Raw genomic sequence first — 21,073 nt, forward strand, 5'->3', positions numbered from 1 at the left:
GAAAACATTGTCATTCGAATTTAAATTACCTGATATCGGTGAAGGTATTCACGAAGGTGAAATTGTAAAATGGTTTATCAGTGTTGGAGATAAAGTAGAAGAAGATGACGTGCTTTGTGAAGTTCAAAACGATAAAGCAGTCGTTGAAATTCCATCTCCAGTGGCTGGTACTGTAGAAGAAATTCTTGTAGAAGAAGGTACAGTAGCGGTAGTAGGTGACACGCTGATCAAACTCGATGCACCTGGCTATGAAAACCTTCAGTTTAAAGGTTCTGACAGCAGCGACGAGAAAAAAGAAGAGCCTAAAGAAGCTAAGGAAGAACCAAAAGAAGAAAAGAAAGAAGAAGCGCCGGCAGAAGATACTTCTACTGAAGAATCAACAGAAGCGAAGCCACAGGAAGATGTAGATCCTGACCGCCGTGTAATTGCAATGCCATCTGTACGTAAATACGCTCGTGATAACGATGTTGATATCCGTTATGTATCAGGATCAGGTAAAAATGGCCGCGTCTCAAAAGAAGACATTGATGCATACCTGAAAGGCGATACTGCTGAAGCTAAATCAGAAACGTCTGAGCAGCCTGCTGAGCAAACAGAAGAGAAGTCAGCACCAAAATCTACTCCTGCGCCAGAGGGTGAATTCCCTGAAACACGCGAGAAGATGAGCGGAATGAGAAAAGCGATTGCTAAAGCAATGGTTAACTCTAAACACACAGCTCCACACGTTACACTGATGGATGAAGTTGATGTTGAAAACCTTGTCGCTCACCGCAAGAAGTTCAAGGAAATTGCGCTTGAAAAAGATGTCAAGCTGACATTCCTTCCATACGTTGTGAAAGCACTTGTATCAGCGCTGCGTGAGTACCCTGTACTAAACACAATGCTTGATGATGAAACGCAGGAAATTGTTCAGAAGCATTACTACAATATCGGTATTGCTGCTGACACTGAAAAAGGACTTGTGGTACCAGTTGTGAAGCATGCTGACCGCAAATCTGTATTCGGTATTTCTGATGAGATCAATCAGCTTGCTGGTAAAGCGCGTGACGGTAAACTTTCTGGTGATGAAATGAAAGGTGCTTCATGCACGATCACAAATATTGGTTCAGCTGGCGGACAATGGTTCACACCAGTTATTAACCATCCTGAAGTAGCAATTCTAGGGATTGGCCGCATCGCAGAGAAGCCTGTTGTAAAAAATGGTGAAATCGTAGCCGCTCCTGTGTTAGCATTATCATTGAGCTTCGATCACCGTATGATTGATGGTGCAACTGCGCAAAATGCATTAAACCACATCAAACGTTTATTGAACGATCCAGAACTTTTACTAATGGAGGCGTAAAACAATGGTAGTTGGAGATTTCCCAATCGAAACAGATACTCTCGTCATAGGATCAGGTCCTGGAGGCTATGTAGCGGCAATCCGTGCTGCACAGCTTGGGCAAAAAGTAACAATCGTTGAGAAAGAAAATCTTGGCGGTGTATGTTTAAACGTCGGCTGTATCCCATCGAAAGCAATGATCTCTATCGGTCACCGCTATGAGCATGCTAAAGGCTCAGATGACATGGGAATCGTAGCTGAAAATGTAAAAATTAATTTTGATAAAGCTCAGGAATGGAAAGCCGGTGTAGTGAAAAAACTTACTGGTGGTGTTGAAGGGCTTTTAAAAGGTAATAAAGTAGAAATCGTTCGCGGTGAAGCATATTTTGTGGACAGCGAAACAGTGAAAGTAATGGATGAAAAGAATTCTCAGACTTATAAGTTTAAGAATGCAATTGTGGCAACAGGTTCACGTCCAATTGAAATTCCATCTTTCAAATTCTCTAAGCGTGTACTTGATTCTACTGGTGCACTTGCACTTAAAGAAATTCCTAATAAGCTGATTGTTATCGGTGGAGGATATATCGGCACTGAGCTTGGAACTGCATATGCGAATATGGGTACTGAAGTAACAATTCTTGAAGGTGCTGACGATATCCTTGGCGGATTCGAAAAGCAGATGACTTCAGTTGTTAAAAAAGGTCTGAAGAAAAAAGGCGTTGACGTTATTACAAAAGCAATGGCTAAAGGCGTCGAAGAATCTGAAGACGGCGTAAAAGTATCATACGAAGCAAAAGGTGAAGAGGTAACGATTGATGCTGATTACGTTCTTGTAACAGTTGGCCGTCGTCCTAACACTGATGAGCTTGGTCTTGATCAGGTCGGAATCGACATGACTGATAAAGGTATTATCAAAACGGACAAGCAGTGCCGTACAAGCGTTGGTAACATCTATGCAATCGGTGATATTGTTGATGGACCACCACTTGCGCATAAAGCTTCATATGAAGGTAAGATTGCTGCTGAGGTAATTGGCGGTGAGAAGTCTGAAGTAGATTACCTTGCAATTCCTGCTGTATGCTTCACAGATCCTGAACTTGCTACAGTTGGATATAACGAAGCGCAGGCGAAAGAGGAAGGCATTGAAGTGAATGCAGCTAAGTTCCCATTTGGTGCTAACGGACGTGCGCTTGCACTTAACCAGACTGAAGGTTTTGTTAAGCTTGTTACGCGTAAAGAAGATGGGCTAATCATTGGTGCACAGATCGCTGGAGATGGCGCATCTGATATGATCGCTGAGCTTGGACTTGCAATCGAAGCAGGAATGACTGCTGAAGATGTAGCAATGACAATTCATGCTCACCCAACTTTAGGTGAAATTTCTATGGAAGCTGCAGAAGTAGCACTTGGAACACCTATCCATATCGTGAAGTAATACTTTTTAAGAGCTGTGCTTTTAGCACAGCTCTTTTAAATTTGTCATATTTCAGTTAAATCTGGAAAAATGTTTGTGCTATACTGATCATATACATATGTTGAAAGGTGAGGTTATCCGTTGAAAATTTATGCACCAGTGGCTGTATCTGCAGCGCTATTACTTGCTGCCTGCAGCTCAGAAGAAGCAGAACAGCCAAAAGAACAAGAACAGGCTGTATCTTCTGAAGAAAGTACAGAGGAAACAGTTGAAGAAAGTACAGATGTATTATTAGAAGATGAAGAAGCGGCAACAGATGAAGAGTCAGAGGAAACTGAAACAGAACCGATTGAGCCTTTATATGAGATCAATGAAGCAAATTGGTCAGTAACGCCAATCAGTGACGCCCCTTCAAATGTTGTTTTACTGACAATAGATGATGCACCTGATCAACACGCAGTTGAAATGGCTGAAAAATTGCATGAAATGGATGCACCGGCTATCTTTTTTGTGAACGGTCATTTCCTGGATACACCTGAAGAAGAGGAAATGCTAAAAGAAATTCACGCATTAGGCTTTCCGATCGGGAATCATACTTTTTCACATCCGAATTTAAGAGAGATTTCAGAAGAAGAGCAGCGTGAAGAAATCATTTCTCTGAGTGATCGCGTGGAAGAAATCATTGGTGAACGTCCTAAATTCTTCAGAGCGCCTTTTGGTGCTAACACTGACTTTACAGAGTCACTCGTTAAAGAAGAAGGGATGGTTCTGATGAACTGGACTTACGGTTATGATTGGGAAGCTGATTACCAGGATGCTTCAGCTTTGGCTGACATCATGGTAAATACTGAATATCTTTCACCTGGTGCAAACCTGCTGATGCATGACCGGTCATGGACAAATGAAGCACTAACAGGAATTGTTGAAGGTCTTAGAGCGAAAGACTACTCGATAGTTGATCCAAAAACCATTAAAGGGTACGAAGAGAATTAATTCAGGAGCAGGGCGTTACGGCCTTGCTCTTTTTCTATAGCATCCTTAAGTTTTCAGAACATACAAATATTAATAAGTAGTGAAATTGATATTGTATTTTTTATCCTAAAGCATTAAAATAAGTAACGGAAGCGCTTACAAGCATATGGGGATGGGAGTAAGCCAAACGGGTGAGCAATCTATATACTCGTCATGAATAAATAGGGAAAAGAAAAAAGCTGATGCACATTGCATCAGCTTTTTTGATTTTAATGGAATATTTATAGATGTTGTTTCTACAAATCATTTCGATCCATTCTGACTTCAACTTCATTCATCCTTTCAGAAAGAATCTCAGTCACATAATTTTTGTGAGCAGGGAGATCACACCACCTGAATTCGTTTTGTTCAAAGTCACCCAGAGGAATGATTTCATAATCTGTATAATCCTCAGAGAAGGAGGTAAAGGTTGGTACAGCATAAACAGAGTCAAAATAGATCTCTTCACCTTCTTTTATAATATCAAAACCGATCATGGAGCCAGTAAGTCTTTCGCAATCAAGGTGAGGCACCCGGTCATCAAATGGACCGGATATAAAGTTTCCGAGTGAATAAGCAACGAGGGCACGTTTACTATCCGGTGCCTCAATCCATTCTATCGGTTGAAGGACATGAGGGTGGTGTCCGAGGATAATATCAGCTCCGTTTTGCACCAGCTCTTGAGCAAGATCCTCCTGTTTTTGAATAGGCTGCTGATATTCATCCCCCCAATGAATGCCAACAGCTACTACGTCAGCAATTTCCTCAGCGCGTGCAACATCATTGAAGAGCTGCTCCTCGTTCTCAGTAAAAATATTGACTGACTCAGGATATTCAACAGGCAGATTAGAGCTGTATGTACTTGAAATTAAAGCAATGGAAATTCCCTGTTTTTCGATGACCGGAATTGCTCTTCGTTCATCAAAAGATGGGTATACGCCACTCAGCATGACATCAGGGTAATGATTCTGCCAAAATGCAAGATTCCGCTCAAGACCTTCATAGCCCATATCCAGTGTGTGGTTATTAGCCAGCTGAAGCATATTGAAGCCTGTGTCATAGTAATAGTGTCCAAGTGCATAAGGATTATTGAAGACAAAGTTCCCATCTCCAAGCCCGTATTCTGATCCGGTAATCGGTGTTTCCTGGTTTGCGTAAACAAAGTCACCCTTTTGAATCAGGTGTTCAACTTTTGCGAGCAGAGGATCAAATTCAAACGTGCCATCTTTCTGCATGGCATCGTATAAAATCGGCCGCTCAACTAACAAATCGCCTACAGCAGTAAAATGAGCTTTATGTATGGGATCAGACTGACTGGTGTCGATCTCTGGTTCAATTTTCTCTGTTTCAGTCTGATTGACGATGTGATCCGGCGCGGTCACATAAATCAGATCCGCAGTACATGCGCTGATCACTAGTGAAAGAAGGACAACAGTTAAGAGTTTATAAAACAAAAAGCATGTCTCCCTGTAAGATAATTTTGGCAACGGAATCATTCTATCATGTACTCATACTAAAAACATAGGAAACTAGAAGAAATTACTACTTTTATTCAAATTAAAAACGCTGATGCGATTTGCATCAGCGTTTCGTTTATTTAATGGCTCTGTGTTCTTTAATGACACGAAGCATTGTTAAGGTTTCATCCTGAGGGCCCTGTACAGGTAATCCCGCTTCGATATTCTCATGGATATATCTCAAGTTGTCTTCTGTGACAATTTCACCCGGGATAAAGATCGGGATACCCGGAGGATACACCATTATGAATTCAGCACATACTCTTCCTGCTGTTTCATCAAGCGGTAAAAGCTCAGTATCCGCATAAAATGCTTCACGTGGCGTCACAGCGAGTAAAGGAATATCAGGCAGCATAACTTCAGGAACTGAATGTCTGCTGTCATGTCTGAACTCTTTCGCAAGCGCCTGGATTGCTTCAACGAGTACGTCAGCTTCGTACTGTGTATCACCGGGCGTGACAATACATAAAATATTGTAAAGATCGGACAGTTCGACTTCGAGATTATACTGTTCTCTCAGCCAGACTTCAGCCTGATAACCTGTGATGCCCAGTTCTTTAATTGAGATAATAATTTTTGTCGGATCATAATCATAAGTTGCAGGAGTACCAAGAATTTCGCTTCCGATACATTTAATCTGATCGATTTCGCCAAGACGCGTTCTGATTCCTTCCGCCAGATCAATTGATTGGCTAATCAGTTCTCTTCCATCAATAGCAAGTCTTCTTCTGGCAGTATCTAACGATGCCAGGAGAGGGTAGGAAGTAGAAGTTGTTGTCAGCATACTCAATATAGACTGCACGCGTTTTGGTGAGACAAGCCCTTCTTTAACATTTAACACGGAACTTTGTGTCATTGAACCACCCAGTTTGTGAACACTTGTAGCTGCCATATCTGCGCCGGCCTGCATTGCTGAAGCGGGCAGTCTGTCATGGAAATGAATATGAACACCATGTGCTTCATCTACTAATACCGGAACATTGTGATTGTGAGCTATTTTAACAATTTCCTTCAGATCCGCAGCAATACCAAAGTAGGTCGGGTTGATCACCAGGACCCCTTTTGCATCAGGGTGCTGTTCAAGTGCATGCGCAACAGAAATCGGTGTAATTCCGTGCGAAATACCAAGTTCCTTATCCACTTCAGGGTGAATGAAAATGGGAATTGCACCACAGAATACAATTGCTGACATAACAGATTTATGAACGTTTCTCGGGACAATAATCTTTTCGCCCGGACCGCAAACGCTCATAACCATTGTCATAATTGCTCCACTTGTGCCCTGAACCGAGAAGTATGTGTGGTCAGCGCCAAAAGCCTTAGCAGCAAGGTCCTGAGCATCCTTGATCAATGATTTTGGCTGATGAAGATCATCAAGCGGTGCAATATTAATCAAATCAATCGATAATATATTATCACCCGCAAATGCTCTGAACTCAGGATCCATTCCTGCACCTTTTTTGTGGCCTGGAATATGAAACTGAACAGGGTTGCGGTCTGCATGTTTTTTTAAACCTGTAAATAACGGTGTATCATGTTGAGTTAAAGTATGGTCTTTTCTCTCTACATTCAGCAGAGATGAAGGTGTATTGGACAATTGAAAATTCACCTCATTAACGGTATTGTTATCTAAAGAAGGATAACGGAAAAATTATATCATTTTGTGATAGAAAAAGAAACGTTTTAAATGGAAAGGAAGTTGTAAAGTGGAATATCAATACCCGCTGTCGATAGATTGGTCGACTGAAGAAATCATTGATGTAGTTAAGTTTTATGAAGCTGTTGAAAAAGCATATGAAAAGTCGATTGAAAGAGAAGAATTTATGAACCAATATAAGCGTTTTAAAGAAATTGTTCCCGGAAAAGCTGAAGAAAAAACAATAGACAAAGAATTTCATGATATGAGTGGTTATTCAATCTATAGAACACAGAAAAAAGCCAGGGAAGCAGCAACCGGTGATAAAATTTCAATGAAAAAATAAAAAATCGGGTATATGCAGATTACTGCATATACCCGATTTTAAATTAAACTGCCTGCTGAACACGTGTTCCAATTTTATAAAGAGGGAGCAGCTCTGTCCATGTTTGAATAATTAGCTGCGTCAGCTCATCTTTACTCAGTTTAACAGCTTCTGAAGCTTCAATTCTTCTTCCTGCAAGGAACTCTGCTTTTTTTACATTTTCGAATCTTTCAAGGGCATGTAAAATGTCCCCTTCATTCATCTCACTAATTTTTTTAGCTTCTTTTTTTGTATGATCTGTGCTGATCCATCCGTCTTCCGGTAACACCTTTACAATGTCATCAAGATTCTCAATCATTGTCCTTGCAATGTTCTCTTTTTCAGGCAGCTCATATATAAATGCTGTCCAGATAAAAAGATGGTCATCCCATACACCAAACTGGAAATGCGGCAGTTTCTTGTAACCACGCTTACTTGGTGCAGCTGCCATCCAGGTATCATCTGGTGGATTAACTGATCGCCTTGCATGTCTTGCAATGTGCAGGTGCATATCTTCATCTGTGTGTTCTGACAGTGAAGGAACAGTTAGATCACCAAGCTCCTGAAATTTCGGCTGAATCCTTGAGCGGATGCCTTCCATACGCTCATCTAACCCTTCAATACTGAACACTTCAAAATCTTCTTTACTGAAATACCCGGTCATGAACAACCCTCCGTTGTGTTTTAAACAGTTTAAGGCCTGCTGATTTTGGCTATAATACATGTAACAGGCCGCCTGAAGCTGAATTTATTCTAGCATATTTGATCTTTGTGAATAAACTGATTTGAATTGAATACACTGCTTTAAATACATTAATTCAAGAGGAGTGAAAGGGTATGAAGCAAGTAATCCAGGTAACCAGAAAAAGAGACTATATTCAGGAGAGACTCGCTGTACTTAGAATGGAACTTGATTATGAACTGGCAGTTTTGTTTGAAGCGATGGAACTTGGCAAAAAATCAGATATTGAAAGCACAAAAGAAAGATTGTCACTGATCAGACATGAAATGAATGAACTGGATGGATTTGCGAGATGAGACAAATCAATCTGAATGACAGAAAGCAATGCTAAGACGAACGCTTATTACATGAGCGTTCGTCTTAGCATTGCTTATGTAGCGGTTTTCTTGATAAAAAAAGGGAAATCCACTAAAGTCTTATATAGGACTGTAAGGTACTGGAGGTAGTATAGATGGATAAACAGTGGCAGGAGATCGATTTGTTTGCTAAAAAGGCAATTAGAGAAGCTGGAAAGAAAATTATCGATTCATTTGATGAAGTATTAAATATCCAGACAAAAAGCAATGTAAATGATCTTGTTACAAATATGGACAAGCAGATTGAAAAGTTTTTTGTTGAGAAAATTGCAGGGGCTTATCCTGCTCATAGAGTTCTAGGTGAAGAAGGTTACGGTGATTCTGTGAAAGATACTAACGGTACCGTATGGATTATCGACCCGATTGACGGAACAATGAACTTCGTGCATCAGCAGAGAAACTTTGCGGTTTCGATTGGTATTTTCCATGAAGGTGAAGGTATGCTTGGCTATATCTACGATGTTGTGGCGGATGAACTTTATCATGCCGGCAAAGGGAATGGCGCGTATCTAAATGATGAGAAGCTTCCCCCGCTCGATGATGTACCGCTTGAAGAAGCCATTTTATCATTAAATGCAACCTGGCTTGTGCCAAACAGGAAAATAGATCACGAAATTTTCATCTCACTTGTACACAGAGTAAGAGGGACTAGGTCGTACGGTTCAGCAGCCATAGAACTTGCTTATATCGCTGCAGGCCGTCTTGACGGGTATATTACAATGAGGCTGTCTCCTTGGGATTTTGCCGGTGGGAAGGTATTGATCGAAGAAGTCGGTGGTGTGATCACAGACTTACATGGTAAAGAGCTCTCAATGATCGATAATTCCCCTGTATTTGCAGGTAACCGTGCTGTTCATGAGAGAGTGCTGAAAGAATATCTTATAAAATAACAATAAAAAACGTGCAGATAAACTTCTGCACGTTTTTTATTGTTCAGCCTGCTCACGGAATTTCTTTTTAGTCTTAAACCCCATACCAAAAACGGCAATGACGGCGATTATAGATACGATTGCACCGATTGCACTGCGTTCAGCAATAGCGACACCGATACCTGACATGGCAATGACTGCGGCGAAAGCAAATAGTAAAAAGACGGTATTATTTTTCATGGTCATCCTCCTCTATAAAGACATTCTACATAATTCATTTCAATATTTCCACCAAATGTGATACAATAGTACAGTTAGAAAAGATTAGTACGTAAAAACAGGAGTGAAATAATGACGAATCTTAGGCAAGACTTACGAAACATTGCAATTATTGCTCACGTTGACCATGGTAAAACGACTTTAGTAGACCAGCTATTGAAACAATCAGGTATCTTTCGATCAAATGAGCATGTAGACGAACGTGCAATGGATTCAAATGACATTGAAAGAGAACGTGGTATTACGATTCTTGCGAAAAACACTGCGATTCAATATAAAGATACACGTATCAATATTCTCGATACACCGGGACACGCAGACTTTGGTGGAGAAGTAGAACGAATCATGAAAATGGTTGATGGCGTTCTTCTTGTTGTTGATGCATATGAAGGCTGTATGCCTCAGACACGCTTTGTACTGAAAAAAGCGCTTGAACAGAATCTGACACCAATCGTAGTTGTAAATAAAATTGACCGTGATGCTGCACGTCCTGCAGAAGTCATTGATGAAGTGCTTGAGCTGTTTATCGAGCTTGATGCAAATGAAGATCAGCTGGAATTCCCAGTTGTCTATGCTTCTGCAATAAATGGAACAGCAAGTCTTGATCCTGAGCAGCAGGATGAGACAATGGAATGTCTTTATGACTCTGTCGTAGAGAATATTCCTGCACCGATTGATAACAGTACAGATCCGCTTCAGTTCCAGATCGCCCTTTTAGATTATAATGACTATGTAGGACGTATCGGAATCGGCCGTGTATTTAGAGGTACAATTGAAGTAGGGCAGCAGGTTTCATTGATGAAACTTGACGGCAGTGTGAAAAACTTCCGTGTAACTAAAATATTCGGTTTCTTCGGCTTGAAGCGTGAAGAAATTCAGTCAGCTAAAGCCGGAGATCTGATTGCAGTATCCGGAATGGAGGACATCAACGTAGGAGAAACAGTAACGCCTGTATCCCATCAGGAAGCACTTCCTGTTCTGCGTATTGATGAGCCTACACTACAGATGACTTTCTCTGTAAATAACAGTCCGTTTGCAGGACGTGAAGGTAAGTTTGTTACTGCGCGTAAGATTGAAGAGCGTCTTGAAGCTCAGCTTGAGACTGATGTCAGCCTTCGCGTTGACCAGACTGATTCTCCGGATGCATGGGTTGTATCTGGGCGTGGTGAACTTCACCTTTCTATCCTGATTGAAAACATGAGACGTGAAGGATATGAACTGCAGGTTTCCAAGCCACAGGTTATCGTCCGTGAAATTGATGGTGTTCGCAGTGAGCCTGTTGAGCGCGTTCAAATTGATGTGCCTGAAGAAAATACAGGTTCAATTATTGAATCTATGGGTGCAAGAAAAGGCGAAATGCTTGATATGGTTAATAATGGTAATGGGCAAGTGCGACTTGTATTCATGGTTCCTGCACGTGGCTTAATTGGATACACAACTGAATTTATGACAATTACGCGTGGTTTTGGTATCATTAACCATTCGTTTGACAGCTATCAGCCTATGCAGCAGGGCCGTGTAGGCGGACGTCGTGCAGGTGTTCTTGTATCGATGGACAAAGGCCAGGCTTCACAATATGCAATCCTTGGTGTTGAAGACCGAGGTACGATCTTTATCGAGCCTGGAACAGAAGTATATGAAGGTATGGTTGTTGGTGAACACACGCGTGAAAATGACCTGACTGTTAATGTAACGAAAATTAAAGCAGCAAATAACATCCGTTCTGCGAATAAAGAGCAAACGACAACGCTTAAAAAAGCAAGATTGATGACACTAGAGGAATCTCTTGAGTATCTGAATGATGATGAGCTGTGCGAAATCACACCGGAATCAATCAGAATCCGTAAGAAGATTCTTGATAAGAACGAACGTGAGCGTGCGCAAAAGAAACAGAAGTACGCTGAAGCAGGTAATTAATTAAGAGGAGCTGACTGCCTCCATGGTAAATGTAGAAGACCGCTTATCGTTTTTTCCTGCGCTATATAGAGTAGACGCAAACCCGGATGCAGGAATGTGGTATCTTTACCTCACGATTATTTTTTTATCAATTGTTGTATATAAACTGGGCTTTGCTAAAAAATTGCCACCGTTAAAGTCTGCGCTCATTTATCTGTTTCTAATTGTAGGGTGTACCGTACTAACGTTTCTGGCTATATTCCTGCCGGTTACAGAAGGACTGATTATCGCTGCACTCATTTTGATTATTTATAAGATCAGATTGAGAAAGGAACAGGCGAAAGGCACAGTTTAACGATCTCATAGTGAGAAAAGCATAAAAAATACGATAGACATCCGCTTATGCGGGTGTCTTTTTTTTTTATCAATAATCTTCTGTAAATGCATAAGGTGAAATTCGTTAATAGTTGTTAAACAGGTTTTCCTGTTAAGTTAAATGTATATAGATACATATTAATACGATAAGATGAATATCATTAGGAATCTGTAATTTTAGCTTATCGAAGTGACAATTTTTAATTATGCAGGGTGTCAAGACACCTTTGTAAAGGGGTTTTTAAAATTTTTTCTTACATGGTTACGTAAAAAATAAAAAAATTTTGTTCTGCAAAAAAGTGCATAGTATCAACAATGTAAACGTATTCATAAAATCATAAAATTCTAATTTGTCTAAAAATTTAATTTTCAGCTGTTGACGGACTTGTATATCCGCGTTATGATTGTCAACAATTCAAGCCCAAAGGCAACGAGAAAGCGATGGAAGGAGTGAATAAGGTGAGTGAACAATTAATCTTTTTAGATGGAGAATTTGTTTCAAAAGAGAATGCAAAAATCTCTGTTTATGATCATGGTTTCTTATATGGTGATGGGGTGTTCGAAGGCATTCGTTCTTATAATGGTAACGTATTCCGACTCGAAGAACATCTGGTCAGACTATACGATTCTGCAAAATCAATTTTACTTGAGATCCCTTATACAAAAGAGGAGATGCAGCAGATTATTATTGAAACACTTCAGAAAAATGAGTTGAAAGACGGCTATATCCGATTAGTTGTTTCACGGGGTATTGGCAATCTCGGACTTGATCCATTTACTTGTAAGAGACCGAGTGTGATTGTCATAGCTGAATCCTTATCACTTTTTCCGAAAAAGCTTTATGAGACCGGCATTGAAATTGTGACTGTTGCAAGCAGAAGAAACCGCTCAGATGTACTCAGTCCGAAAGTGAAATCATTGAATTATTTAAATAACATTTTAGTGAAAATTGAAGCAGGTCTTGCAGGTGTACCTGAAGCATTAATGCTAAATGATCAGGGTTATGTAGCAGAAGGTTCTGCTGACAATATCTTTATTGTCAGAGGAAATAAGATCCTGACGCCGCCGGGTTATGTTGGGGCACTTGAAGGCATTACAAGAAATGCAATAATGGAACTTGCAAAAGATAAAGGTTACGTAATGGAAGAAGCAGTATTTACCAGGCATGATGTGTATGTAGCAGATGAAGTGTTCCTGACTGGAACTGCAGCAGAAGTGATTGCAGTAGTAAAAGTGGACGGCCGGACAGTAGGCAATGGAACACCAGGTCAGGTAACAAATGAATTACTAGAATCATTTAGAGAATTGGTTATCAAAGATGGTGTGAAAGTTTATAATTCAGCATTAAACGCAGGCTAAACATTTATCGCTTAACTTTCGTGAGTTAAAGCACTTATACGTTAAATCATTGATGAGGTTAAAGTATGCAGCAAAAGGCATTTACAGAGAGCCGGGATAGGTGGAACCCGGTATTGCCAGCTGTGTATGACATCCCCTCGGAGTGGAACACTGAAATCTCTCAGTAGGTGTTCACGGACAATTTGTTCGTTAACAAAGAACAGTCTAACTGTTCATGAGGCAGCATTTGCTGCGAAGTAGGGTGGTACCATGAAAAGTCTTTCATCCCTATACAAAGGATCACGTATCTATTTGTATGGGATTGAAAGACTTTTTTATATGTCAATAAAAGGAATTAAAAGGAGGCATGTTTCAATGAGTGTGCAGGTTAATACGAAACAGGCAGAAGCACTTGGCGGTGATGTAGAGAAGCAGGCAGTTCAGGGGGCAGATATATTTATCCAGTCACTTCAGAATGAAGGAGTGGAAATGATTTTTGGTTATCCGGGTGGTGCAGTATTGCCGATCTATGACGCACTATATAAAAATCCAATTCCACATATCCTGGCAAGACATGAGCAGGGAGCGATCCATGCAGCTGAAGGGTATGCGAGAGTTTCCGGAAGAACAGGCGTTGTTATTGCAACGTCAGGTCCCGGGGCTACTAACTTAGTAACAGGAATTGCTGATGCCATGATGGATTCACTGCCGCTCGTTGTATTTACTGGACAGGTCGCCAGTGCAGTGATCGGAACAGACGCATTCCAGGAAGCTGATATCGTTGGCATTACACAGCCGATCACTAAACACAATTATCAGGTGAAAGATGTAAATGATCTGCCGAGAATTATTCATGAGGCATTTCATATCGCATCAACCGGGAGACCGGGCCCTGTTTTAGTCGATATTCCAAAAAACGTTTCAAATGAGATCTTTACCATGGCTGAAGTGAAACAGACTGAAGTAAACCTGCCGGGTTATCAGCCAACAACTACACCGAATTTTCTGCAGATTCAGAAAGTGGCACAGGCAATTCAAAAAGCAAAAAAACCACTTGTCCTTGCAGGAGCTGGTGTATTACACGCAAAAGCAGCTGAAGATCTGACGGCTTTTATAGAGCAAACAGGTATTCCTGTAACAAATACGCTTCTTGGACTTGGAACAATACATGGGGAACACAAACAGTTCCTTGGGATGGCCGGAATGCACGGAACATACGCAGCGAACATGGCAATCTGTGAATGCGACTGTCTCATTAATATCGGGGCACGATTTGATGACAGACTGACAGGTAACCTCGAACACTTCGCACCGAATGCGCAGATCATTCATATTGATATCGATCCTGCAGAGATCGGTAAAAATGTTCCTACAGACATCCCGATTGTTGCGGATGCCAAAGAAGCACTTCAGGCACTTTTAAAGCTTGGAGTAAGTACAGAAGGAATTGAAGAATGGACAGCTCATTTAGATGGCATGAAACAGGAGTATCCATTGCAGTACAAAAAGCAGGAAGAGGGGATCTTACCACAGGAAGCAATTGAAATGATTCATAAGCATACTGGCGGTGACGCGATCGTAACGACTGATGTCGGACAGCACCAGATGTGGGCGGCACAGTATTATAAATTTAATCACCCGGATCACTGGGTAACTTCCGGAGGCCTTGGCACAATGGGATTCGGATTCCCGGCAGCAATAGGTGCTCAACTTGCCAAGCCTAAAGAAACAGTGGTTGCCATTACTGGTGACGGCGGATTCCAGATGACACTGCAGGAGCTTTCACTGCTCCAGGAAAGTCAAATTCCCGTAAAAGTAGTCATCCTGAATAACCAGTGTCTTGGAATGGTAAGACAGTGGCAGCAGACATTCTATCAGGAAAGGTACTCAGAATCTCTGATGCCATCACAGCCGGATTTTGTAAAACTTGCTGAAGCATATGACCTTGAAGGCTACAAAGTAACCAGCCTTGAAGAAGCTGATCAAGTATTTGAAAAAGCGTTAAATTCAAACAAACCGGTGCTGATCGATTGCCGGGTAAAACAGATTGAAAATGTATATCCAATGGTTGCGCCAGGTAAAGGGTTGCATGAAATGATAGGGGTGACACCATGAAGCGAATCATCACAACAACCGTCATCAATCAAAGCGGCGTACTCAACCGGGTCACCGGGCTGCTGATGAAAAGACAGTTCAACATTGAAAGTATCACAGTCGGACACACTGAACAGCCGGGCATTTCAAAAATGACTTTCGTTGTTCACGTGGAAGACCAGAGAAAGCTTGAGCAGCTCTTAAAACAGCTGCAAAAACAGATTGACGTGCTGAAAGTAAATGATATTTCAGACAAAGCGATCGTAACGAGAGAGCTTGCACTGATCAAAGTGCTCTCACCACCGGCAGTCAGAAGTGAGATCACAAGCATCATTGAACCATTCAGAGCAACCGTCATTGATATGAGTAAAAACGTCATCACGGTTCAGGTGACAGGTGATCCTGAAAAAGTTGAAGCATTTATCGACCTGGTCAGACCATACGGCATCAAAGAAATGACCAGAACAGGCGCTACAGCCTTCGTCAGAGAAAACCAGAAAACACCATCCCAGCAATTATCGATTTTATAATCTATTTAGTAACGAAGTATTGATGAAAATTTAAGTTATGAATACTAAACCAGCGGACCCTCGGAGTTGAGGGCGAAGACTCCTGCACCGGGGAAGGGCAGTCGAGACCCCGGAAATGCGTAGCATTGAGGAGGCTCGCCTGCCCGGGTGCGGAAAGCGAAGCCCTCAACGGAGAAGGGCCGCGGTTTTAGAAATACCAAAACTCAAACAAACACTGGAGGAATTTATCATGGTAAAAGTTTATTACAATCAGGACATCAACAGCTCACTAGAAGGCAAAAAAGTAGCAGTAATCGGATACGGCTCACAAGGTCACGCACACGCACAAAACCTGAAAGACACAGGCCATGACGTAGTAGTCGGAGTGAGAAAAGGAAAGTCATGGGAGCAGGCTGAACAGGATGGACTTGAAGTAAAAACAGTGAAAGACGCTGCAGAAGAAGCAGACATTGTGATGGTACTTCTTCCGGACGAAAGACAAACGCAGGTGTATGAAGAAGAAATTAAGCCGGGTCTTCGCGCAGGAAAATCTCTGGTATTCGCACACGGCTTTAATGTTCATTTCAACCAGATCGTACCGCCGTCTGATGTGGATGTTTTCCTTGTAGCACCTAAAGGTCCAGGGCATCTTGTACGCAGAACATTCGAATCAGGCGCTGGTGTACCTGCACTATTCGCAGTTTATCAGGATCAATCAGGTCACGCGTCAGATACTGCACTTGCTTACGCTAAAGGAATCGGAAGCGCCCGTGCAGGTGTACTTGAGACAACATTTAAAGAAGAGACTGAAACAGATCTTTTCGGGGAACAGGCAGTACTTTGCGGCGGACTTACTTCATTAGTAAAAGCAGGATTTGAAACGCTTGTAGAAGCGGGCTACCAGCCGGAACTGGCATACTTCGAATGTTTACATGAATTAAAACTGATCGTTGACTTGATGTATGAAGATGGCATGAGCGGCATGAGATATTCAATCTCTGATACAGCTCAGTGGGGAGATTTCGTATCAGGCCCGCGCGTTGTTGATGCAGATACAAAGAAACGTATGAAAGACATCCTGACAGATATCCAGGACGGTAAGTTTGCAAAAGGATGGTTACTTGAAAACCAGCTGAACCGCCCTGAATTCACAGCAATTGCTAATCGTGAGAACGAACATCAGATCGAAAAGGTGGGTCGAGAGCTGCGCAGCATGATGCCGTTTGTTAAAGCAGGAAAAGAAAAACAGAAGGAAGTGGTTGCGAGTGCGAAAAATTGATGTATTCGATACAACGCTTAGAGATGGTGAACAGTCAGCCGGAATCAATCTGAATACAGCTGAGAAACTTGAGATTGCAAGACAGCTTGAACGATTTAATGCCGATGTGATTGAAGCGGGATTTCCTGCTTCTTCACAGGGTGATTTTGAAGCAGTAAAAAAAATCGCCCAGACGGTTAAAGGCTCTATTGTTACAGGTCTTGCCAGATCAATAAAAAGCGATATTGATACTTCCTGGGAAGCACTTAAATACGGTGAACAGCCACACATTCATATTTTTCTGGCAACATCGCCGATTCACATGACCCACAAGTTAAAAAAGACGCCTGATCAGGTCGTTGATATTGCAGTGGAATCTGTGAAATACGCTAAAAAGAACTTTCCGCTCGTGCAATGGTCAGCTGAAGATGCGTTCAGATCAGACCCTGACTTCCTTGTCAGAGTAGTAAAAGAAGTCATCAAAGCGGGTGCGACTACAATTAACCTGCCCGATACAGTCGGTTACGCAACACCTTCAGAATACGGTGCGATGTTCAGACATCTGAAAGAAAATGTTCCCGGTATTGATCGCGTAAAACTTTCTGCACACTGTCATAATGACCTTGGAATGGCGGTTGCAAATACAATCGCAGCGATTGAAAATGGTGCTGATCAGGTTGAAGGTACAATTAACGGTCTTGGCGAACGTGCAGGAAACGCAGCGCTTGAAGAGCTTGCCGTTGCGCTTCATATCAGACAGGATAAATTTACGTTTGGCACTGATGTGAAGCTTGATGAGATCAAGCGTACTAGTCAGCTTGTCAGTCAGCTGACAGGTATGGCGATCCAGGCAAATAAGGCAGTCGTTGGTAAGAACGCCTTTGCTCATGAATCAGGTATTCATCAGGACGGCATGCTGAAAGAGCGTACGACCTATGAGATCATTACACCTGAACTGATTGGTGAGAATTCTACCCAGATCGTACTGGGTAAACACTCAGGACGCCATGCATTTAAAGATAAAGCCATTGCGCTTGGTTTTGAACTGAGCGATGAAAAGATTACTGAAGCATTTAAAGCGTTTAAGACGCTTGCTGATAAGAAGAAAGAGATTTCAGAAGATGATCTGTATGTGTTATTAACAGATCAGCAGATTCAGGAAGAAGAAGTACCTGTTTACGAATTGAAATCAGTTCAGGTTCAATATGGTAATGGAAGTATCCCGACAGCATCAGTATCAGTCATCTCACCTGATGGCGATCTGCTGCAGGAAGCATCTACAGGTTCAGGAAGTGTAGAAGCAATTTGTAATACGCTTGAACGCCTGGTGAAGGGGAAAGTTCATCTGCTCGATTATCGTGTTACTTCTATTGGTAAAGGGCGCGATGCCCTGGGAGAAGCGGTTGTGAATATGACGTATAACGGAAAGTCAACAACAGGCCGTGACGTGGCGCAGGATGTACTTGAAGCATCAGCTAAAGCATATCTGAATGCGATTAACCGTCAGCTGGTCAACGAACGTAAAAGATCGTACGCAAAAACTGTATAGCAAAGGGGAGGAATTATCATGAAGAAGACAGTAGCAGTTCTACATGGAGACGGAGTTGGACGGGAAGTTACAGAAGCAGCAGTGAAAGTTCTCCAGTCAGTTGGACGGAGATTTGACCATACATTTGAGGTTGAAAAAGGGCTGATTGGTGGAATTGCTATTGATGAAACAGGTGATCCTCTGCCAAAAGAAACGCTTGAGATTTGTGAAAAAAGCGATGCAGTACTGCTTGGGGCAGTCGGCGGACCGAAGTGGGATCAGAACCCTTCAGCACTTCGTCCGGAAAAAGGACTGCTTGGCATCAGAAAACACTTTGGATTGTTCGCTAACCTGAGACCGGTTAAAGCAGTCAAGGGCATGAGCGAAGCTTCTCCGCTGAAGGATCATCTGTCAAAAGGTGTTGATATGATGATTGTCAGAGAATTAACAGGTGGACTATACTTCGGAGAACCAAAGAGAAAAACCCATAACGGAGCTGTGGATTCGCTGACGTATTCCCGCTCAGAAATCGAGCGTATTGTTGTACAGGGATTTGAGCTGGCACGCCTTAGAAAAGGGAAAGTAACATCGGTAGATAAAGCAAATGTACTTGAGACAAGTAAGCTTTGGAGAGAAGTTGTAGAAGAAAAGAAAGCACACTATCCGGATGTTGAGGTTGAGCATCTGCTGGTAGACGCGGCAGCAATGAAGCTGATTACCCAGCCTGCATCATTTGATGTGGTTGTAACGGAAAACCTGTTCGGAGATATTCTGAGTGATGAAGCATCAGTTCTGACCGGCTCGCTTGGAATGCTGCCTTCAGCAAGTATCCGTTCTGATGGCTTCGGGTTATACGAACCCGTACACGGTTCAGCGCCGGATATCGCCGGCATGAACATCGCCAACCCATCAGCAGCAATTCTGTCAGTCGCAATGATGCTTAAATATTCATTTGGAATGGAAACAGAAGCATCAGCTGTTGAAACGGCTGTTTACAGTGTATTCGATGATGGATATTGTACAACTGATGTTCAAAAAGCAGGACACCGTGTTCTTAGCACATCCGCTTTTGCAGAAAAAGTAATTGAAGAACTTGAACGAGAACTGGTATCAGATCATATCTTGTCTGCTTATGTATAAGTGAGGAGGGAACAGTCTTATGGCGAAGACAATTATTGAAAAAGTTTGGAATGACCATATTGTATATGAAGAAGAAAATAAACCTGACCTTCTCTATATTGACCTGCACCTTATTCATGAAGTAACTTCACCGCAGGCATTTGAAGGATTAAGGCTTAAAGACAGGAAAGTCAGAAGGCCTGATCTGAGCTTCGCCACGATGGACCATAACGTACCCACTAAAAATCGTGAAGTGATTAAGGATCCAGTATCCAGACAGCAAATGGATACTCTTGCAGATAACTGCAAAGAGTTCGGGATACCACTGGCTCACATGCATCATCCTGATCAGGGAATTGTGCACGTGATCGGTCCTGAACTAGGGCTGACTCAGCCGGGTAAAACCATTGTATGTGGTGATAGTCATACTTCAACGCACGGAGCATTCGGCGCACTGGCGTTTGGTATCGGTACGAGTGAGGTTGAGCATGTCCTTTCAACCCAGACACTTTGGCAGTCAAAGCCGAAGACTATGGAAATCAGGGTAGAAGGTGAACTAGGTTTTGGTGTTGCAGCTAAAGACGTAATCCTAGCCATTATTTCAAAATTCGGAGTTGACGCAGGAACTGGCTACGTTGTTGAATACACTGGTGACGCGATCAGGAAAATGTCAATGGAAGAGCGCATGACAGTCTGCAACATGTCCATTGAAGCAGGTGCCCGTGCAGGCTTAATCAGTCCAGACGAAACAACAGCTGAATTCTTAAAAAACCGTGCACACGTACCGTCTGAACAATATGAAGCGTTAAAGCAGAAATGGCTCAGCTACGCTTCTGATGAAGGAGCGGTATATGATAAAACGCTCACGATTCATTCAGATGAGATCGAGCCGTTTGTTACATGGGGGACGAACCCTTCTATGGGGTCCGGCATCTCAGCTACTGTTCCAAGAACTGAAGACTTCTCTACACAATCTAAAAAAGAAGAGCTGAAGCAGGCACTCACTTATATGGATCTATCAGAGGGTATGCCGATTACTGATATTGAAATTCAGCATGTTTTCATTGGGTCCTGTACAAACTCCCGTATTGGGGATCTGAGAGCAGCTGCTAAAGTCATTGAAGGTAAAAAAGTGCATGAGAATGTAACGGCTATTGTTGTTCCGGGCTCATTCACAGTGAAAATGAAAGCTGAAGAAGAAGGGCTGGATCAGGTATTTAAGGATGCAGGCTTTGAATGGCGTGAATCAGGCTGCAGTATGTGCCTTGCAATGAATGATGATATTGTACCGGCAGGGGAGCGCTGCGCATCTACATCCAACCGGAATTTTGAAGGCAGACAGGGAGCGGGTTCAAGAACACACCTTGTCAGTCCGGCAATGGCGGCTGCAGCAGCAGTTGAAGGTAGATTTACAGATGTAAGAAATCTCGTTCACGCATAAGGAGGG

At 42.2% G+C, this 21,073-nt stretch carries 19 protein-coding genes and 1 other annotated feature; of the genes, 15 read left to right on the forward strand and 4 right to left on the reverse strand.

Annotated features, from left to right (window positions below; translation table 11 throughout):
* The first annotated feature begins 7 nt into the window (after window positions 1-7).
* From DH10bf12_RS11215 to DH10bf12_RS11225, 3 genes are all read left to right on the forward strand, one after another.
* Complete coding sequence (locus tag DH10bf12_RS11215; RefSeq protein WP_471735376.1) at window positions 8-1,342, forward strand: dihydrolipoamide acetyltransferase family protein; 1,335 nt, start codon at window positions 8-10, stop codon at window positions 1,340-1,342.
* 4 nt (window positions 1,343-1,346) lie between these two features.
* Window positions 1,347-2,756, forward strand: a complete 1,410-nt coding sequence (lpdA, locus tag DH10bf12_RS11220) for a dihydrolipoyl dehydrogenase (RefSeq protein WP_471735377.1) — start codon at window positions 1,347-1,349, stop codon at window positions 2,754-2,756.
* 120 nt (window positions 2,757-2,876) lie between these two features.
* Window positions 2,877-3,728: a polysaccharide deacetylase family protein gene (locus tag DH10bf12_RS11225; RefSeq protein WP_471735378.1), complete on the forward strand. Its 852-nt coding sequence runs from the start codon at window positions 2,877-2,879 to the stop codon at window positions 3,726-3,728.
* Between the two features lie 275 nt (window positions 3,729-4,003).
* Here DH10bf12_RS11225 and DH10bf12_RS11230 read toward each other — a convergent pair whose 3' ends face one another.
* Both DH10bf12_RS11230 and DH10bf12_RS11235 read right to left on the reverse strand, forming a co-directional pair.
* The gene (locus DH10bf12_RS11230) at window positions 4,004-5,200 is read right to left on the reverse strand and encodes a CapA family protein (protein WP_471735379.1); all 1,197 of its coding nucleotides are present in this window, start codon (window positions 5,198-5,200) and stop codon (window positions 4,004-4,006) included.
* Between the two features lie 139 nt (window positions 5,201-5,339).
* Window positions 5,340-6,860: an aminotransferase class I/II-fold pyridoxal phosphate-dependent enzyme gene (locus tag DH10bf12_RS11235; RefSeq protein WP_471735380.1), complete on the reverse strand. Its 1,521-nt coding sequence runs from the start codon at window positions 6,858-6,860 to the stop codon at window positions 5,340-5,342.
* A 109-nt stretch (window positions 6,861-6,969) separates the two neighbouring features.
* Here DH10bf12_RS11235 and DH10bf12_RS11240 point away from each other — a divergent pair, with 109 nt between their 5' ends.
* Window positions 6,970-7,245, forward strand: coding sequence for a UPF0223 family protein (locus DH10bf12_RS11240; RefSeq protein ID WP_471735381.1), 276 nt, complete (start codon window positions 6,970-6,972; stop codon window positions 7,243-7,245).
* A 43-nt stretch (window positions 7,246-7,288) separates the two neighbouring features.
* On the opposite strand, the gene DH10bf12_RS11245 is transcribed toward DH10bf12_RS11240, so the two are convergent.
* Window positions 7,289-7,927 carry a YktB family protein gene (locus DH10bf12_RS11245; protein ID WP_471735382.1) on the reverse strand — a complete coding sequence of 213 codons (639 nt, stop codon included), beginning with the start codon at window positions 7,925-7,927 and terminating at the stop codon, window positions 7,289-7,291.
* Window positions 7,928-8,100: 173 nt separating this feature from the next.
* Here DH10bf12_RS11245 and DH10bf12_RS11250 point away from each other — a divergent pair, with 173 nt between their 5' ends.
* Together DH10bf12_RS11250 and DH10bf12_RS11255 are read left to right on the forward strand one after the other, a co-directional pair.
* Window positions 8,101-8,301 carry a hypothetical protein gene (locus DH10bf12_RS11250; protein WP_471735383.1) on the forward strand — a complete coding sequence of 67 codons (201 nt, stop codon included), beginning with the start codon at window positions 8,101-8,103 and terminating at the stop codon, window positions 8,299-8,301.
* Window positions 8,302-8,456: 155 nt separating this feature from the next.
* Window positions 8,457-9,251, forward strand: coding sequence for an inositol monophosphatase family protein (locus DH10bf12_RS11255; RefSeq protein ID WP_471735384.1), 795 nt, complete (start codon window positions 8,457-8,459; stop codon window positions 9,249-9,251).
* Window positions 9,252-9,287: 36 nt separating this feature from the next.
* On the opposite strand, the gene DH10bf12_RS11260 is transcribed toward DH10bf12_RS11255, so the two are convergent.
* A complete protein-coding gene (locus DH10bf12_RS11260; protein WP_471735385.1) occupies window positions 9,288-9,470 on the reverse strand; it encodes a YlaF family protein in 183 nt (60 codons plus the stop codon).
* A 111-nt stretch (window positions 9,471-9,581) separates the two neighbouring features.
* Here DH10bf12_RS11260 and typA point away from each other — a divergent pair, with 111 nt between their 5' ends.
* The 9 genes from typA (at window position 9,582) to leuC (ending at window position 21,067) form a co-directional block, all read left to right on the forward strand.
* Window positions 9,582-11,426, forward strand: coding sequence for a translational GTPase TypA (gene typA, locus DH10bf12_RS11265; protein ID WP_471735386.1), 1,845 nt, complete (start codon window positions 9,582-9,584; stop codon window positions 11,424-11,426).
* Window positions 11,427-11,448: 22 nt separating this feature from the next.
* Complete coding sequence (locus DH10bf12_RS11270) at window positions 11,449-11,760, forward strand: YlaH-like family protein (RefSeq protein ID WP_471735387.1); 312 nt, start codon at window positions 11,449-11,451, stop codon at window positions 11,758-11,760.
* 479 nt (window positions 11,761-12,239) lie between these two features.
* Window positions 12,240-13,139, forward strand: a complete 900-nt coding sequence (gene ilvE / locus DH10bf12_RS11275; RefSeq protein WP_471735388.1) for a branched-chain-amino-acid transaminase — start codon at window positions 12,240-12,242, stop codon at window positions 13,137-13,139.
* Window positions 13,140-13,179: 40 nt separating this feature from the next.
* Window positions 13,180-13,411 (forward strand) — a binding site (T-box leader).
* Between the two features lie 82 nt (window positions 13,412-13,493).
* The gene (gene ilvB / locus DH10bf12_RS11280) at window positions 13,494-15,233 is read left to right on the forward strand and encodes an acetolactate synthase large subunit (protein ID WP_471735389.1); all 1,740 of its coding nucleotides are present in this window, start codon (window positions 13,494-13,496) and stop codon (window positions 15,231-15,233) included.
* Entirely contained in the window at window positions 15,230-15,742 is a 513-nt protein-coding gene (gene ilvN / locus DH10bf12_RS11285) for an acetolactate synthase small subunit (RefSeq protein ID WP_039808635.1), read from the forward strand. The genes ilvB and ilvN overlap by 4 nt, the downstream gene beginning before the upstream one ends.
* Before the next feature lie 229 nt (window positions 15,743-15,971).
* The gene (gene ilvC / locus DH10bf12_RS11290; protein WP_471735390.1) at window positions 15,972-17,000 is read left to right on the forward strand and encodes a ketol-acid reductoisomerase; all 1,029 of its coding nucleotides are present in this window, start codon (window positions 15,972-15,974) and stop codon (window positions 16,998-17,000) included.
* Window positions 16,987-18,528, forward strand: a complete 1,542-nt coding sequence (locus tag DH10bf12_RS11295; RefSeq protein ID WP_471735391.1) for a 2-isopropylmalate synthase — start codon at window positions 16,987-16,989, stop codon at window positions 18,526-18,528. Before ilvC ends, DH10bf12_RS11295 begins: the two co-directional genes overlap by 14 nt.
* A gap of 18 nt (window positions 18,529-18,546) precedes the next feature.
* Complete coding sequence (gene leuB, locus DH10bf12_RS11300) at window positions 18,547-19,647, forward strand: 3-isopropylmalate dehydrogenase (RefSeq protein ID WP_471735392.1); 1,101 nt, start codon at window positions 18,547-18,549, stop codon at window positions 19,645-19,647.
* Window positions 19,648-19,666: 19 nt separating this feature from the next.
* Window positions 19,667-21,067: a 3-isopropylmalate dehydratase large subunit gene (leuC, locus tag DH10bf12_RS11305; protein ID WP_471735393.1), complete on the forward strand. Its 1,401-nt coding sequence runs from the start codon at window positions 19,667-19,669 to the stop codon at window positions 21,065-21,067.
* Window positions 21,068-21,073: the final 6 nt, after the last annotated feature.

It is taken from the genome of Jeotgalibacillus sp. 10bf12, from assembly GCF_055597105.1.